The sequence below is a fragment of the Aeromonas sp. ASNIH4 genome (genome assembly GCF_002934425.1).
Taxonomy (GTDB): Bacteria; Pseudomonadota; Gammaproteobacteria; order Enterobacterales; family Aeromonadaceae; genus Aeromonas; species Aeromonas hydrophila.
Genome location: NZ_CP026217.1, coordinates 2,593,369 through 2,610,792 on the forward strand (window position 1 = coordinate 2,593,369; position 17,424 = coordinate 2,610,792).

Sequence of the window (17,424 nt, forward strand, 5' to 3'; positions counted from 1 at the left end):
TTATTCTTCTTCTTTTTGCAGTTCCACTTCATCCAGGCGCAGGTGCACCAGGATTTGATAAGCCGTTCCCTTGCTCTTGATCTTGATGACCTTGCGCCACTCGGCGCTGTCGGGGTCGGCATAGCGTGCGATCACCCCGATGTAGCGGGTCTTCTCGTCGAGCTTGATGGGGGGCAGATATTTGAACTGGCCCGGCAGCAGGGTGTAGTCCTGATGGTCCAGATAGTTCTTGCCAAGGGCCTTCTCCACGTCCGCAGTCACCTGGTCGTAGTCGGTGGCGAGCAGTTTGGAATCCTCCGCCAGCAGCACCACTTGAAACTCGATGGGCGCCGCCTCCCCGCTCTCGTTGGGGTTGACGTCAGGCTCCGCCAGCAGGCTCAGCCCCAGGGTCGTCGGTTGACTGTCATTGCTGCCCACCTGGATATCCGGGTTCATGGCCACGTCGGCCATCTTGCCCATGGTGGTACAACCTGCCAGGGCCAGCAGTGTGGCGCCCAGCATCAGCGCACGTATCATCAAATCAGTCCCTGTTGCTGACGCACGGCCTGGTCATAGGCCTGGGCATACACCTGGTGGAACAGCTTGTCGAACCCCTGCTGACGGGCGGAGGTGAGCTCGCGGTAGTAGTGCTGGTACATGTCCCAGGCCCAGCCTTCGTCGGCCGTGCCCGGCGCGCCGCTGCGGCGGTATTGCTCGAACCGCCCCAGCAGCGCCTGCGGCGAAAATGCCTGCAGGATGCTATCGAGGGCTGCACCGATGGCCTGCTGGTTCGCCACGTGGTGGATACGCACGTTGTGCAGGCTCTCGGCCACCGCCGCCGGTGCACTCAGGTGGACCGGGCTCTTCTGCTCGGCAAACAGCACCGCCAGGGTCTCGTCATAATCGAGGCCCAGACGCAGCGGGTTGTCCTCGATGGGGCGCAGGTGCTTGTCCGCCAGCGCCGCCTGCTCGTTTTGCAGTTGCAGCAACCCCTCCACCATGGCCCGCACCGTCTTGCCCATCTCTTCGAGCATGTCGTGGGCCTGCTGGGTGTCCTGCAGTTGCAAGGGTTGACCCAGGCCCCGCATCAGCGGGGTCAGGGCCACGTGATCGACGCCGTCCAGCGACAGCTGATAATCGGGGTGGTTCTCGATGGCGGGCATATCCAGAAATTCTTGGTTCATGGTGTTCTCGACAGCAGAAAAAGGGGCAAGAGGGGGGACGTCCACATCCGGTTGTGAACGCAGTGAAGCCTGCAGGCGACCGTCCGCCAGCGGGCCATCCATCAACGGATTGGGCGCCCTGCGCTCCTGCTGCAATGCCAGCAAGGGATCGGCCGCCAGGGTGCGCGGATCGTCTGTGGGCACAGCGGGTTCATCGCTGGTCAGCCACTCGTCGAGCTGCTCGGTGGGGCGATTGCCCAGCACCTGTTGCAGGCTCTGCTCGGGGGTGATGGCCCCCAGATAGGCGCGCAGCCGGAACGGACCGACCACGAGCTCGTCCCCCTGCTCCAGATGCACCTTGCGGGCCCGCCCGATGGGCGAAGTGGCACCGTTGATATAGGTCTGGCCGCTCAGATCGCACAGGCAGAAGCGACCGTCATTGAGCTCGATGCGGGCGTGGGCGGGCATGACGGCCCCCAGCCTGTCGCGCAGTTGCCAGTCATCCTGTTCGGAGGCCCCCAGGGTCCCCCCCATCTCGTCGAAGCGGTACTGCACCTGCTGGCTGCCGTCGAGCTGTTCGCTGTTGAGCACCACCAGGGAAAGTTGCTGGTTAAAATCGTCCACAGTTACTCCTGCACTGATTCCTGTAGTTAAATTTTCTGCGCTGCTGATGTCTGCCCTTATTCCTGCACGCAGATGGTCACGAACGGATCACTCGGCGGCTGGCCGAGAAAGGTACTCCACCCCAGGCGGGCACTCTGCTCTTCCCCCAACCTCAGACCCCTCGCCTGCTCCTGGCCGAACCCCAGGCGCAGATCCCAGGCCAGCTGATCGCGCAGGATGAAGGAGACGAAGGTCACCAGGGCATGGAAGTGCTCCCCGTTCGGCAGAAAGCCGAGAAACTGGCCAAAGCTCAGGTTGTTGATCTTCAACAAGAACTTGCCGGCACAGTCATTCACCTTGTCGCCGATGACAAAATCGCTCCCCAACGTGGCGCAGGCGCCGCCGAGACGGTTTTGCTGATCCTGATGAATAGGCACCTTGCGCCACTGCCAGGCGCTCACCTGCACATCGGCCAGATCAAAACAGTGGGCCACCAGACCGGCCACCACCTCGGGAGAGCGGCTGGGGCTGGCCAGCATGCCCGCATAGGAGAGCATCTTGGCCCGGTTGACCGGCAGGCTCTGGCAGACCGCCTCGTTGCCGAGCCCCACCAGGGCGAACATCAGGCGGGAGAAGCCATCCTCGCCGTTGTCCTGAAACCGCACATGGTAGCGATACTTGCGCCAGATCCGGTGCAGCAGGGTCAGCAGACGGTGGTGGAAGAAGTCCAGAAACAGGCCGAGCTTCTGCTCCCCCTGGGCGTACTCCCACGCCAGGGAATCGAGGTAATAACCGGGCATCGGCGACTGGCTGCCGTGCAGGCCGAGGAAGGCCACCTCCAGCTCGTGACGCCCCTGCCCGTCCCGACCAATCTGCAGCACGTCGCTGGTGGGGAACCCCAAGGAAGCGGTCGCCTTGAAGCGGATGTTCTCGTCACCGGGCAGGTAGTCGAGCCCCCGCTCCTGATCGGCGCCATCGAGCCGGTTGAGCAGTTCAACCAGCTGGAAGAAGTTGAAGCGGGGCGCCTCCCGGGCGGCACTCACATCAGGGAGTGCTGACCGATCTGGACTGGCCATTGGTAGCGCTCCTTGTTGTCGAGATTGACCACCTCAAGCAGGTGGAAAGCGTTGACGCTGGCATAGAGCGAGAAGAAGTGGGCCAGCACGGTACTGAAGAGATAAAGCTCTCCTTCGCTGCCAAAGGCAGACTGGCGGATGGAGAGCACCGACTTGAGCCCTCGTACCGGCATGCCGCGCACCAGCCGATCCACCGGCTTGGTCTCGATCTCCTCGATCCCCGCCAACCGCTTGCGCGAGGCCTGCTCGGCCTGCTTGTCGTGCAGCGCCGGAAAGTCGTAGGTGCGCAGCACCTGTACCAGGGCATCACGGCGCAGCAGGGAGACATAGTTGAGCGACAAGTTGGAAATCAGCGTCCAGTGCAGACTGCCGTCCAGCGCCGGGCGCAGCGGCCGGGTCGGCCGGATCAGGTTGCGGAAGGTGGCAAACGAGGGCGAGCTGCCGGTCGGCACGCAGACACTGCCCACCTTGAGACGGGCGGCGCGAGAGCGGTTGGTGCAGGTGAGCGTCACCGAGATGGATTCATCCAGTTCGACCGTGGTGGTTTCATCCCCGCGCACGAACGAGAGGCTGTGCTCGAAACCATCCCCGCTCACTGCCTCCTTGACCCGCACCCGATAGTAGAGCGCCAGCCGCTGTTTGGCTCGCTCAATCTGGTGCTGGAAGCTCTCGAATGGCTGATAGATGCGCGGCGTGCCGCGGGAGCGGCCGAGGTTTCCCTCGACCCAGCCCTCCACCTGATCCACCGAGAAGATCTCGAAGCTGTCGGCATGGCGATAGCTCGCCTTGAGGGGATACTCCGCCTGACGGCCATTGAGGTTGACCGGCTCGCTATCGTGCTGGAACAGGTTGATGGCCGGCACACAGTTGAGCATGAAGGAGTCGGGACGGATCTTGAGCTCCGCCGGCAGCGGCCGGTCGAAGCAGAAGTGCACCTTGAATTCACTCACCGGCAGCGGCTGTTTGGGCCACTCGCCACCGGAGAGCTCGAAGAAGAGGAAGCTTTCCGGGAAGCAGAAGTACTCCTGCAGGATCCGGTAGCCGGAATAGACGTTGTTCGGATAGGGCAAGAGCGCGTCATCGCGCTCGAAGCCGACCGACTTGAGGGCCTTGGCCTCCTGGCGAAAGCGCTTGCCGTCTATCTCAAGCTCGATATGGGAGAGCTGGTTGGAGAGCCAGAAGTAGAGCTCATAGGCGGTGTAGCTGTCGCCACCGAGGAAAAAGCGCAGCTTGTCCAGCTGCAGCTCGCTGAGCGGCAGAGGGGCATGCAGGGCGATATCCAGCGAAATGGTGGAGAGATCGTTGCCGCTCTGGGCAGCGATATGACGGATATCGGCCGGATAGACCCAAGTATCGTGACAGGTCTGGAAATGACAGGTCACCTCGTCCAGGGGCAGACTGTCGAGCTGACAGCCTTGCCTGACCAGCGCCGGCTGGGCGATGGCGCCCGGAATGACCGAAAACTGCATGATGGTCATGCTGGGCACGGGACGCAGGTAGTTGGGCCAGAGCATGTTGAGCAGACCGTGGGTCAGCTCGGGAAACTCATCCTCAATCTTGGCGCGCAGGTTGCCCGTGAGGAAGGCGAAGCCTTCAAGCAGGCGCTCCACGTCCGGATCGGTGTTCTGCTCCGACAGAAAGCGGGTGAGCTCGGGATAGGCGTCGGCAAATTCGCGCCCTTGCAGGCGCAAAAAAGCCAGTTCATCCCTGAAGTAATGTTCCAGCGACATTGATCAGACCATGCGGTAGTGACGGTGACTGTCCATATGGACGTTGAACGAGGTAACTTGCTCGATATGCTCCAGCCGCACATGGGCCGTCACCTGAAACGACATCTCAAGCGGACTCGCCTGATAGTCGGGTGAACGAACATCCACATGGATGATCCGTGGTTCATAACGACGGATGCATTGCCGGATCGCCTCCCGGATCCGCCCCTTGATATCCGCACTGCCCTGAGTGGCATCATTGAGATCAATGACCCCCAGATCGGGTGCACTGCGGCAATTGCCGGGACGGGTGTTGAGGATCTGGTCGAGCTGCCGTTTGACAGAGTCGACCAGTTCATCAACTTCCGAACGAGGGGAGGAGCCAAGCCCCTCCCCCCGGATGCGATCAAACAGGCTGGCCGCATTTCCTCTATCCCAGGAAGAGAGATGCGGCATCGGGCCTTATTCCTTGTCCAGTCGACCTACCAGAGAGAGCTCGAAGCTCGCCCCCATGTACTTGAAGTGCGGGCGCACGGCCATGGCAACCTGGTACCAGCCCGGCTCCCCTTCCACATCCAGCACCTTGATCTGCGCGGCGCGCAGCGGACGACGGCTACGTACGTCTGCCGGCGGGTTCTCCTGATCGGCAACGTACTGCTTGATCCAGCCATTCAGCTCGCGTTCCAGATCCTGACGCTCCTTCCAGGAACCGATCTGCTCGCGCTGCAGCACTTTGATGTAGTGCGCCAGGCGGTTGATGATGAACATGTAGGGCAGCTGGGTACCCAGCTTGTAGTTGGTTTCCGCTTCTTTGCCTTCCTTGGTGTTCGGGAACACCTTGGGTTTTTGCACCGAGTTGGCGGAGAAGAAGGCGGCGTTGTCGCTGTCCTTGCGCATGGTCAGGGTGATGAAGCCCTCTTCCGACAGCTCGTATTCGCGACGGTCGGTGATCAGCACCTCGGTCGGGATCTTCGCCTGCAGCTGACCCATGGCCTCGTAGACGTGCACCGGCAGGTCGTGGATGGCACCACCGCTCTGCGGGCCTATGATGTTCGGGCACCAACGATACTTGGCGAAACTGTCGGTCAGGGAAGTACCCATCAGGTAGGCGGTGTTGCCCCACAGATAGTGGTCGTGATCCGAGCTGATATCTTCCTGATAGTTGAAACCCTTGATGGGGTTTTCGGTCGGGTCGTAGGGCAGACGCGCCAGGAAGCGCGGTGCGGTCAGTCCCAGATAACGGGCATCTTCCGATTCACGCAGGGAACGCCACTTGGTGTAGGCCGGCCCTTCGAATACCGATTTCAGATCCTTGATGGAAGGCAGATCGGTAAAGCTGTCGACGCCGAAGAAGGCTGGTGCGACGGAAGAAATGAACGGCGCATGGGCCATGGCACCCACCGCACTGACGTATTGCATCAGCTTGATGTCCGGTGAGCTGTGGGTAAAGGCGTAATCACCGATCACAGCGCCGACGGGCTGGCCACCGAACTGACCGTAGCCAGTCGAGTAGACATGCTTGTAGAGACCGGACTGGGTGATTTCGGGTGAGAACTCAAAATCTTCCAGCAGCTCTTCCTTGGTGGCATGCAGCACCTGGATCTTGATGTTCTCGCGAAAATCGGTGCGATCCACCAAGAGCTTCAGGGAGCGCCAGGAGGACTCCATCTCCTGCAGCTCTTTGGCGTGCAGGATGACGTCCATCTGCTTGCTGAGCTTCTTGTCGAGCTCGACAATCATGCTGTCCACCAGCGCCTTGTTGACTGGCTCACTGGTGGTACCGCTGTCCAGAATGTTGGCGATCAGGGCTGCAACCCCCTGCTTGGCGACGCTGTAACCTTCATCCACCGGGGTAATACGAGCCTGCGCCATGATTTCGTCCAGCAAGGACGAGGAGGCTGCACTCGCCCCCGCTTGAACCTGTTCTTCGACCAAAGACATGTTTGTTCCTTTCTCGTTCAGTCAATCCAACCCGGCGATCACTCGGCAGGCTTAATCAAATCCAGCTCTTTGAGCAGCTGCTCACGAGCGTCATCACTGGACAGCAGATCCTGCAAACGATTGCGGAAAGCGGGGATATTGCCCAATGGCCCCTTCAGGGCAACCAAGGCCTCGCGAAGTTCCAGCAGCTTGCGCAGCTCGGGCACTTGTTGTGCCACGCTGTCAGGGGTGAAGTCTTCCAGAGACTGGATCTTGATCGAAACCGGCAGCTCATCTTGGCTGTTTTCTTCCAGACGATTGGGAACGGAAAACTTCAGTTCCAGCGCGGATTCTTTCATGACAGACGAGAAATTATTCTTGTCGATGGAGACTGTCTGACGCTCCTCGATCGGAGTGTCTTCAGTACGGCCCTTCATATTGCCGACCACCATCATGGTCAACGGAAGCTCTATTTCCGCTTGCTGACCACCGGTTGCCGGTACATATTTGATGTTGATACGTTCTTTGGGCGCAACAGTGCCTCCGTCAATTCCTTTTCCCATGCTCTAAATACCAAGTTAAGGGTCAACCAAGACCCTAAAGCTTATAGCCAACGCCCTTGCCAACAACTGTCAAAAATGACAGTTGACTGAACCACCGATGGATTCAGTGAGAAGTTCATCAGCTGACGATGCGTCTCCGATATACCAAAGCAAAAGCTCTAATAACCAAAAACGCAGTATGCATCTTGTTATCTATACAATCCGATTTTGCCTCTACTCTTTGTTAGAGGTCATATTGGCCTAAGAGCCATTTGCGCCGCATGGTATATGCGTGTAACACAGATAGTCAATTGATTATTTATCAACGAAGAGGCATTTAAATGAAAAAAAACAAACAAAAACAAATAGTTACAATCAAATTGAGACAGTTGCATGTGATTATTGAAAATAGACCTCACTCTCAGAAAAATAGATTCCAGAGTCAATAAATTTGAATGTTAGTGATTCATGCATCTCACCATGATGCAGTGCGACAAAGATGGTCGCAACCAGACAAAAATATGTAACAAAAAATGACAATTCAAGAATAAAAAATCCCTTCACCATGCAAAACAATGAAGGGACTGAAGGACATAATATGTACGATGATGTCACCAAGGTGAGCCTGCTTATATCAATCACTCTGAGTCATCGACAGTTCAGGTTGATTGTGAGTTCATCATTGTTGACAAAAAAACGACTAACTGTTCAATTTCTTTCCTTGGGAAAGCGCTACAAACCAATGCTGAGCAAGTTTTTGCCCTGCGCTCTTCTCTTTTTCAGTCATACCTTTTTCAAGCTCGTCACGTGCTTCAGAAGCCTCACTATTTCCATCCGTGGCAGCAAGCAGATACCACGCATAAGCATGCAGTCTATTGCGTGGAGCTCCCAACCCCTGCTCTCGCATCATGCCCATGCGATATTGGGCTGATCGGTGCAGGGCATTGGCGGCCAGTCGATACTGTTTAAGCGCCTGTGGGTAGTCTTCCTTGCCGCCCAATCCCAGCCGTAGCATCTCGCCATAGGCATAATGAGCATCGACGTTGCTCTGTGCTGCTGCCAAAGCAAAATACTGGCGCGCTGTGACGAGATCCCCTTGCTCTTGCTGCCATTGCGCCAATGCCAGCTGAGCTTCGCTGAATCCCCCTTCTGCGGCACGTGTCAACCAATGTTCTCGCGCGGCGCTATCGCTCTGTTGCAGGCTCAATTGATATTCGGCCTCGTGGGAACCACTGCCTGCTGCCAGCTCCAGCCAATAACGACCAAGCGCAAGATCCTGGGCAACCAGATCACCGACCAGATAGGCTTGTCCCAACCACAACTGGGCCGATACAGCCCCTGCATTGGCAGCTCGCTGATAGAGGCCGAATGCCTCTTCAGATGGCGCCTTGCGCGCCAGCACCAACAAGGCATCCGGCTGTTGCTGAGCAGCGGCTTTCTCATACCAGCGCAGGGCAAGATCGGGGCGTTTACCCACCCCTTTCCCTTGTTCATAGCGAGTGCCAAGCTGGAATTGGGCATCCCGATTCCCTTGTTCGGCGGCTTTCTCCAGCCATTTGACGGCATCTTCATCAGCCCCCGCCTGACCTGCATACCACTGCCCCAGAGCCAACTGGGCATTCGCATGATCCCGCTTGGCTGCCTGTTCGAACCAGTCAAGGCACTCACTGGCCAGCTTGCCCTTGTGCCGTTGCCGGCAGTCCTGACCCAGTTGATAACTGGCTTCCGCATTGCCCAACCTGGCGGAGCGCTGCCACCACTGCTTGGCCAGTACAGGATTTTTAGGTTCTCCCAACCCCGCCTGATACCAACTTCCCACCTGTAGTGCCGCCTTGCCCCTAATATCAGCATCTGCAGCCAGCGGACCGACTTGCTCGGCAGCCTGTTTCATCCAGCGCATCGCCTCGGGATAATCCGGCTTAGCCGCCAGACGATTCGCCAGCTCATATTGCACCTTACCCTGCCCCTGCTGGGCTGCTTGCAACAACTGCTGCTCATTCTGAGTTGACATGTTTACCGAGCATCCTGAAATGGTCCAGGACAATAACAGAATGCCAGTCACTGACATTAATTTTAAAAACATATTCCTGTCACTACCTTGTAATAAAAATCAAAATTGCTCAGTGCACTTATTCACTATTTCATCACAATCTTTTTTTTACGAAATTGATAACACACTGACTGTTTTTTCAGTAAATGATAAAACATCATTCCTCTTGTCATTACCAAACCGGCATAGATATATACCCAATACCTCTTCACTATATCATAGACATCAAAATTATCGATAAAGCCAGACACTGACGCCTTAAACCAAACTTTAAAATCTTGGCAGCACACCTTCATTACATCTTCACATCTTCTTGTGTTTTTATATAAAAGCCGAACTTTCACCAAAGAAAACAACTCCAGTGTGGAATGTTTCAACATACAAGCGATGAGTAAATGTCCATATAAAAGGATGACTTATCCTCACCAACAGAATAACTGTATTCATCTTTAGAAATAAAGATAGCGTTTCCATATTTGTTTATCATAACAAAGTCATCAAGAAATCCATTTGATGTTACAGACTGTTTTATAATTCTCTCTAAAACTCCCCCGTCAGAGCTTAGCTCAACCTCAACATCTATATTCACATCTTTAGAGTTAAAGATAAGCAACCATGCGCCTCCCTCCCCTTTAGAAATATGAATGAAGTGGCGAATCAAGGCAGTTATTGCAGCATCAGAATCATGATACTCATTGATGACATTAGCTCGAGAAAAAACCTTCTTATAAAACTCTGACGCAGGGGATTGTTCAATAAAGCGGTGTTTACAGTTAAGCCCCTCAAAAAACATCGAGGTATTTTTCTGCTTCATATAGAGCTTAAGTCTAGAATTCATTTCTTTACCTTCCCTTTTCTGAAACCAAATTTTATTTCAGGAAAATGCCCTGGGTACTGTTTGTACTTGCCGGGAAGCATGGGAGAACCTTTACTATCATCAGCGCCATGAAAGTGAGGGCCTCGACCAAATTTGTCATCATCATGAAGCACGATATATTTTTTGCTTCCATGAACATCAAACTCATAGACAGTTCGATTCTCATATTCTTTATCATAAACATATTTATGTGTTTTATATTGAGCTGAACGTGGGATGCCTGCTGCTTCTTTTGCAGCGCGAAAGCTCTCACGCCTTGAAGGCGACGCAGCGGGACACTGTCCCGGCACATTACTTAACCCCAGTGGGTCCACCCAACCAGTCGGGTTAGGAGCATACTGGTAGTTGTTGAGCCCGCCGGCCAAGCCTATCGGGTCGGGGGTGATAAATCTACCCGTACCGGGCTGGTAGTAGCGGTGGCGGTTATAGTGAAGCCCCGTCTCGACGTCAAAATACTGCCCCTGGAAACGCAAGGGCGTTGCCACCTCGGCAATTTCTTCGCGCCAGACATTACCATAAGCTCGATAGCGCACCTGCCAGGCGGTAGCCCCGCTTGTGCGGGTCAGTGCCAATGGTGTACCAAGGTGGTCAAGCTGGTAATGGAATATCTCTGCCTTCAGCCCTTCCCCTTCCAGTTGTGCCAACGGTTTGAAACTGCCGGGTTCATAGATAAAGCTGCGGTACTGCTCGTCAGTACGGCGCTGATCATCACCGAGCTGATAACTACTCTCGGCAATCAGGTTGTTGGCCTGCCACAAGAATTCGGTGACCTGCCCGCCTTTTGCTCCGCTCACCGTCTTGCGAATACGGCGACCAAAGGCATCGTAGTCATAACAGGCATTGCTGCCATCGGGCAGCTCGGCCCGCACCAGCTGATGCTGACAGTCGTAGTGATAACGGGTCACCAGTTGCTGGCCCTTGCCGCGCAGCTCTACTGCCAATCGGCCAAATTCGTCGTACTCGAAGTGACGATCCCCACTCAACAGCAGCCGGTTTCCCTGGGTGCGGGAGCCATCGAACTGACCCCCCGAGCTTTCACCCAAGAGGTTGCCGGCGGGGTCATGCAGGAAGCGCTCGGTCAGCTCGCCCCGCACTTCCAGCAAGCGGTCCAGCGGATCGTAGCGGTAGTGCACCTCCCCCTGCACGCTATCATCAATACGTAGCAGGTTGCCCGTTGCGTCATAACCATAACGCCGCTCGCGGGAGACCTGTTTGCCCCGCTGCAGACGCAGTGCCGTCAGGCGCCCCTGCTCGTCATATTCGTACTGCTGGGTAAGCGCCCCTTGCTGCCTGCGCAGCTCAAGCCCACCCACCACCTGGTGGCGCGTGAGCTCGGCACCGTTGAGATCAATTCCGCCAAGCGCCCCATGCTGGTAGTGATAGCCAAGCCGGTTGCCGTCGGGCAGTTGCCAATGTGACAGCCGCCCTATGGCATCGTATTGGAAGTGGCTTGAGGCCCACCCCTGATGCTCCGCCAGCAGATGACCGGCGCTATCGTAGTCAAATGCTAGGGGCCAGGCACCGTCGTCGACCCGGATGAGCTGGCCGTGAGCGTCGTACTCAAAAGCAATCTCGCGGCCATCTGGCAGGGATTTTGTCAACAAGCGCCCCATAGGGTCGCGCTCGTAGCGAGTGACCAGTTCGGTCTCCTGCTTGCCGAACTCCACTTTTTCGCTCAGACGTCCGTTGAGGTCATAACGGTAGGCTGTGGTGCGCCCATCAAAACCGGTTTCCCGTGCCACCAGCCCGTTGGGATGGTAGTGGATACGATGCTGTTCACCATGCTCGTTCTCAATCTCGCTGAGGAAGAGCTTGGCGTTGTCATAGCGGTATTTGAGCTCGCTGCCATCTGGGTTGATGCGCCGACTCACCAGATGCAGGCCGGGGTGATATTCAAAACGTGTCTCACGTCCCTGCTCGTCCCACTGCGCCGTTACCTTGCCATAGGCGTTGTACTCATAGCGGCGAATGCCGCCTCCGGGCAAATGAACAGCACTCAGACGATCAGCCGCATCCCATTCATAGCGTGTGATTGCGCCACGCGGGTCTTGCCGCACGATCTGGCGGCCCCGCTCGTCATAGCGCCAGCGGCTTATCCCGCCATCGGCCCCTTTCTCTTCGATCAACTGGCCTAGGCGGTTCCACACCAGCTCGGTGCGGCTCCCATCTGGGTGAACCACAGCGCAGAGCTTGCCCTGGAGGGTATAGTCATAACGGGTTTCGCTCCCCAGAGGATCCCGCCTGGCAATCAGATCGCCTTGCAGGTTGTGCTCGAAACGCCATTCGCGCTCCCCTTGCACTATCTTGCGAACCCGGCCATCCCAGTATTGATAGGAAGTTTGAGTTCCATCGGGAGCAACTTCGAGGACCAACAGCCCCTCTTCGTCATAGTGATAATGGGTCTCCCCCCCCAGCGGATCACGGGCCAGTACTTTCTGACCTTTGGCGTTGTAGGCCGACTCGGTAATCGCACCATCCGGATCCTGCTGGCGGACAAGACGCGCCTGGCTGTCGTGCTGATATACCTCCTGACTGCCATCAGCATTGATGACCGTCACCTCACCCTTGTCATCATCCCAGTCATAGGTGACATCAAAACCCGCCACATCGCTCCAGTGGCGGATAGCGCGAACAGCCTTGCCTTCCCCTTCCCATTCCCAGAAGAAGGCGGCACCGCCAGCCAGACGGCGCTCCACAATGACCCCATCATCACGATAGCGATAACGCTCGCACTCCCCGGCCCCATTCTCGGCCGCCACCAAGTGACCATGGCCATCGTAGTGGTAGCGTTGCAGCGTGGCCTGGGGCTGCCAGGCAATGCCATCAAAGCGCTGCAACTCGAGCGCCATGATGTGGTCGCCCTCATAGGCGAGACGAAGGGCCAGCCCCCCTTCATTTTCCACCCAGGCGGGGCGCCCTTGACGGTCAGAGCGTACCGTCAGCCGATTGCCATAGGGATCGGAAAAACCGGTCAGCCGCCCGCTGTCGCCATGCCAAGTGAAATGCAGGAATGGCGAACCAGCCTTGGCCACGATGACCTCATCAGTCTCGTCACCGAGGTAGACTGCCGCCTCCGAAAGCAGGTTGGTCACCATGGGTTTGGCTATCGATGGCAACGGCAGTTCAGTTGCCAGGGACTCCTCATCCCACCAGGTCAGGGTATCGCCGTGACGTTCAAGCCGGTGCGCAAGGGCATGAGTCCAGCCGATCCCCATGCCGCAGGATTGCGAGACGGCGGACGTGCGATAGAGGCGCCCGAAGACAAAGGACAGCAAACCGGGCAGTTCGCCATCTTGCAGGGCTAGCAGTTCTTCCCCGGTCACCATGGAGACCGGGCAGTTGTTTTTGCAGGTTTTGGTTTCAGGTTGATGGGGACGATTGGCCGGGGTAACTGCCTGTTTGGAGGCATCCGGAGTCTTGTTCACCTGCTTGATCTCGGTGTGCCCCTGGAACCGGCGTTTGGCCGCTGTTCCTTTTTCCACCAACGTTTTGGCATTGCCATCGACCAACTTGAGATCCGCTTTTTTGGCCGGGCTCAACGGTGCAGCCCCCGCGACCAGCACCTTCTTCGCCTTCTGAGCGTGCTGGGCCAAATTGTGCTTTTTGGAGAGATTGACCAAGGAGGTGACTAGTCGCATGACCCGGTCACTGTTCTTGGCCATGGAGGCAGCCTTGGCACCATAGCGCGCCGCGAGGCCAGCTCCTCCGGTCAGCACCACACCGATGATCACATCAATCAGCACCGACGAAATCACCTGAGCACCAAACTCGGTTTGCTGATCAGGGGGCAACATCTTGACCCAGCACACCAAGGCATAGGCATAAAGATAAAGCAGCGCTTCATCTTGCAGTACCAACATGGCAGCTTCCATCTGGGAGGCCCCAGCCTTGGCCATGGCCGCTGCGTCTACTCCGAAGGCGGCCAGCTTTTTGGCGTTGCCTACCGGATCGGCCAGCAGGTTGTAGATGGTTTTAAGATCGTCCCACACCCCGACCAGTGCCTTGCCGATACCGCTTGCTGCCGCAAGAGCATGGCTGCCAAATCCACCGCCAGTACCGCTGTAACGAGCCCAGGCAGCCTTGTGCTCACTGTTCCACTCCTTGGTAAGCCACGCCTCCAGGTCTTTTTGAACAGGCACATAAGAGGTGAACAAGGTATCCAGATCGCTCTTTTTCACATTGGGGTAGAAGGTCACCCGATAGGACTTGCCCGGGGTTAGCTTACCGACCTCGGCAATGCCCTTGCCATCCAGGGTTCCCTCCTTGGCTACCGCCTCGCTGACAAATCGTCCGCGCACAAGTTTCCCCGCTTCCACCTTGTACGGGGTATTGCCGATGGGAATAAAACGTACGGATTCAAACAGATGAACCAGACGCAAGGTGCCGCTTAGCGGGCATTGCGTCACCACGGACTGCGCCTTCTTGCTGCTGGACGATGCCGTGATGGTCTTGTCGCCCACCTTGATGGTCTGCTCCATGTCCATGCTGAGCATGTCGCCCAGAAAGAAACTCTCGGCATCCTTGCGATAGGCATTCAGAACGTTGCGATAATCGGCTATCACTTCGTTGAAGACGGCCTGGCCGGCATTGCTCATGCTTGAACCTCATTGATCAGCGCCGCTTCCAGCGCCGGAAATAGATCGATATCAGGGGATGAATGACGGGAGACAAAGCGAACAACCTTGCAGCGCAGGTTCGCCTCTGGAAATGACCAGTAGAGCTGACCGTTTTGATCCGCCAACTGCTGCATCAGGTTGTTGACGAGGGGACCGGTATCCTGCCTCGCCAATGTCGCGGCAATGACAGGGGGCAGCTCCCACCAGGGAAAAGGGCGCGCAGCACGCGGCTCCGTAAGACCCCATGAGAATACACGCCCAAGACACCACAAGCTCCGCATCTCAGGCAGCAGTGCAGTCACACCGTCACCAAGTTGATTAACAATGCTTGAGAGGTACTTCCCGTCCCAATAACGAAAGAAGACCGCTTCCCCCTGATGCCAGACCTGGGTCAGTCCCTGCAGATGAGCATAAAGGGAATCGATAGACTGATCGCTTGCAACGAGCCAACCCCAGTCATGCGCATCCGTCGTCTCCGCCCAATCGATGAATGGGCTGTCTTTGTCGAGCATCACCAGGTAGGGCATCACAGACAACCAGTCATGGTAAGGTGTGCCCAGATATAGCCCCCGTGGTGTGTCTCGACCATCCAGCTGGTAATAATGCTGCAAAGGCGCTGCGTCACTCGCCGCCCCCAGTAAGGCGTAAAGGGGAGCAGATTGCATCTGCACCCATTCCTTCAGCGCTGTGGTCTCAAATTTCACAACCACTCTCCTTGCATTTTTCGCACTTTTCACAGAAAGGGGCGGCACTCTTCATGGTGGCCAGTTGGGCAGGGCTAAGCGGTACCTTGGGTATAGGGGGTACACTGACTCCCAAGGGCCCTAGTGGCGATTTTCCAGCCCACCCAGTTCCCGAGCCGGCACTGCCACCCGAGTTCATCTTGATGGTGGGGCCGACCAGGGTGACACCGCCGCCATCGACCTTGATAAAGCAGCCACCGACCTTGACGGTAATTTCAGAACCCGCTTCCAGCACCACCTTGGCACCGGCTTTTACGTGCATTTCCTGCCCCGCCTGGGTGAGCCAGCTCTGACCGAGTTTTTGATGCATGGAGGTATCGACAGTCAGCGAGTAGTCGGCCTTTATCTGGTCGCGCTTCTCGCCCTCCACTGTCAGGTGGTCATTGGCCTTGATGCGGGTCACCCGCTCATTGTCGATGTCTCTGTGTTCGTCGTGCTTGATGTGCCAGGCGGCATCATTTTCGATAAGCACATTCAGGTCTTTCTGACCGTGGATGTAAATCCCTTCCTGCCCCGCCTGGTCTTCAAAGCGCAGCTCGTTGAAGCCCTCACCCTGGTGGGTCTCGGTGCGCAGCACGGTGCGGGTCTTGTTGGCCGGCAGCTCGTAGGGCGGCCGGTTGGTGGCGTGGTAGGTTCGCCCCGTTATGATGGGCTGGTCGGGGTCCCCCTCCAGGAACGAGACGATGACCTCGTGGCCGATGCGCGGGATGGCCATCATGCCGTACTGGCCGCCGGCCCAGCCTTGCGAGACCCGCACCCAGCAGGAGCTCTGGTCGTTGGAGCTGCCATATCTATCCCACGGGAATTGCAGCTTGACCCGGCCGTGCTCGTCGCAGTAAATCTCCTCCCCTTCGGGGCCCACCACCATGGCGATTTGCGGGCCATCAACCATCGGCTTGTGAGGGGCTTCCGGGCTGCCGATGCGTACCCGCCAGGTGGTGCTCGCTTTCACCACACCGAATTCGTTGTGGTAGACGGTGGGGCCGCTGCCCCCCTCCTCTTCCAGCGCCTGTGGCTGCAAGCCGGTGTGCTGGATACGCACGATTTGCCAGTCGGTGTTGAGGCTGCCGTTGGGGTGTTCGGTCAGCGAGAAGCTTTGCCCTGGCAGCAAGGCGGCGCTGTTCGACTTGCCACTGCCCGCCACCGCGTCATTGCGCAGGGCATCGAGCCGGTGCTGGGCAAAGGCCTTGCCGCTGCCATCCTGCTTGTAGCGACCCGGAAAATCGAAGTGCTGGTAGGTATCCCGTTGATGCTCGAGTTCTGCGCCCTGCTTTTTGTGGGAGAGGCCGTAAGCCGGGGTCTTGAAGCTGTAGTCCTTGAGCTCCACATCCGAGGAGCGCACCGCCTCCCGGTAGTGGAATTGGCGGACATAGGGGCCTTGCTCAAGGGAACGGTTGCCGAGGTTGAAGAAGAGCTCCGGGCCTTGAGTCAATGCCGCCGCGTCGTCGGCAAAGACGATGCGGTGCTTGCCCGCTTCAAACTCGTGGAAGTAGAACATCCCCTCTTCGGCGGCGAGCCGGTTCACGAAGTCGAGGTCGGTCTCGCGATACTGGACGCAGTACTCCCGCTTGGCGTGCTCGTTTTTCAGGGCAAAGGCGTAGTCGGTGATGCCGTGCTCTTGCAACAGGATGGAGAGGATTTCATCGGGCTTTTGTGCCTGGAAGATGCGGGAGTTGTGGCGAAGCGACAGACGCCACAGGGCCGGCTGCACCAGCAGCTGATAGCGGGTGCGGCGAAAACCGCTGTCACCCTGCGCGAAGTCACTGACCACCCCGCAGACCCGGCGCTGCAGCTCGCCGTTGTACCACACCAGCAGCTCGCACGGCTGGTCCAGCACGGCGCCAAAGTCGATGTCGGGCTGGGCACTTGCCAGCTCCAGGCGCAGGTTGAATGGCCGGTTGAGCGCTTCATCCAGCGCAAACTCGGCCACCACGAAGGTGCTCTCGGGCAGGGCCCCCACTTTGACGGTAAATTGTAATCCTGTGCTGTCTGCCATCGCTGAGCGCCTCTGAGATGTCGTGTAGCCCCATCAGGCGGGGCACTGCAAGCCGGGTGAGAGATCCGCCATCGCCCCGGTTTTTCTGACACCATGGCTACCGCACGCCCTTGACGGCGTGCGGCAAGACGTAAACCCGGATTTTTTCTT

Annotated in this window: 12 protein-coding genes; all 12 read right to left on the minus strand. The window is 57.3% G+C overall.

Going from position 1 to position 17,424, the window contains the following annotated elements:
* Nucleotides 1-516, minus strand: coding sequence for a type VI secretion system lipoprotein TssJ (gene tssJ, locus C2U40_RS11860; protein WP_017411065.1), 516 nt, complete (start codon nt 514-516; stop codon nt 1-3).
* Complete coding sequence (tagH, locus tag C2U40_RS11865) at nt 516-1,766, minus strand: type VI secretion system-associated FHA domain protein TagH (protein ID WP_103827151.1); 1,251 nt, start codon at nt 1,764-1,766, stop codon at nt 516-518. The genes tssJ and tagH overlap by 1 nt, the downstream gene beginning before the upstream one ends.
* A gap of 56 nt (nt 1,767-1,822) precedes the next feature.
* Complete coding sequence (gene tssG, locus C2U40_RS11870) at nt 1,823-2,821, minus strand: type VI secretion system baseplate subunit TssG (RefSeq protein WP_029301185.1); 999 nt, start codon at nt 2,819-2,821, stop codon at nt 1,823-1,825.
* Nucleotides 2,785-4,551, minus strand: coding sequence for a type VI secretion system baseplate subunit TssF (gene tssF, locus C2U40_RS11875; RefSeq protein ID WP_011705715.1), 1,767 nt, complete (start codon nt 4,549-4,551; stop codon nt 2,785-2,787). Before tssF ends, tssG begins: the two co-directional genes overlap by 37 nt.
* 3 nt (nt 4,552-4,554) lie before the next feature.
* Nucleotides 4,555-4,986: a type VI secretion system baseplate subunit TssE gene (tssE, locus tag C2U40_RS11880; protein WP_005299981.1), complete on the minus strand. Its 432-nt coding sequence runs from the start codon at nt 4,984-4,986 to the stop codon at nt 4,555-4,557.
* A gap of 6 nt (nt 4,987-4,992) precedes the next feature.
* Entirely contained in the window at nt 4,993-6,471 is a 1,479-nt protein-coding gene (gene tssC / locus C2U40_RS11885) for a type VI secretion system contractile sheath large subunit (protein WP_005299978.1), read from the minus strand.
* 38 nt (nt 6,472-6,509) lie between these two features.
* A complete protein-coding gene (gene tssB, locus C2U40_RS11890; RefSeq protein ID WP_005299975.1) occupies nt 6,510-7,013 on the minus strand; it encodes a type VI secretion system contractile sheath small subunit in 504 nt (167 codons plus the stop codon).
* Nucleotides 7,014-7,692: 679 nt separating this feature from the next.
* The gene (locus C2U40_RS11895) at nt 7,693-9,075 is read right to left on the minus strand and encodes a tetratricopeptide repeat protein (protein WP_103827152.1); all 1,383 of its coding nucleotides are present in this window, start codon (nt 9,073-9,075) and stop codon (nt 7,693-7,695) included.
* 340 nt (nt 9,076-9,415) lie between these two features.
* A complete protein-coding gene (locus C2U40_RS11900) occupies nt 9,416-9,880 on the minus strand; it encodes a hypothetical protein (protein WP_103827153.1) in 465 nt (154 codons plus the stop codon).
* The gene (locus tag C2U40_RS11905) at nt 9,877-14,514 is read right to left on the minus strand and encodes an RHS repeat-associated core domain-containing protein (RefSeq protein ID WP_103827154.1); all 4,638 of its coding nucleotides are present in this window, start codon (nt 14,512-14,514) and stop codon (nt 9,877-9,879) included. The genes C2U40_RS11900 and C2U40_RS11905 overlap by 4 nt, the downstream gene beginning before the upstream one ends.
* On the minus strand, nt 14,511-15,239 hold the full coding sequence (locus tag C2U40_RS11910) for a DUF4123 domain-containing protein (RefSeq protein ID WP_103827155.1): 729 nt from the start codon (nt 15,237-15,239) through the stop codon (nt 14,511-14,513). The genes C2U40_RS11905 and C2U40_RS11910 overlap by 4 nt, the downstream gene beginning before the upstream one ends.
* A complete protein-coding gene (locus C2U40_RS11915; RefSeq protein ID WP_103827156.1) occupies nt 15,229-17,274 on the minus strand; it encodes a type VI secretion system Vgr family protein in 2,046 nt (681 codons plus the stop codon). Before C2U40_RS11915 ends, C2U40_RS11910 begins: the two co-directional genes overlap by 11 nt.
* Between the last annotated feature and the right edge of the window lie 150 nt (nt 17,275-17,424).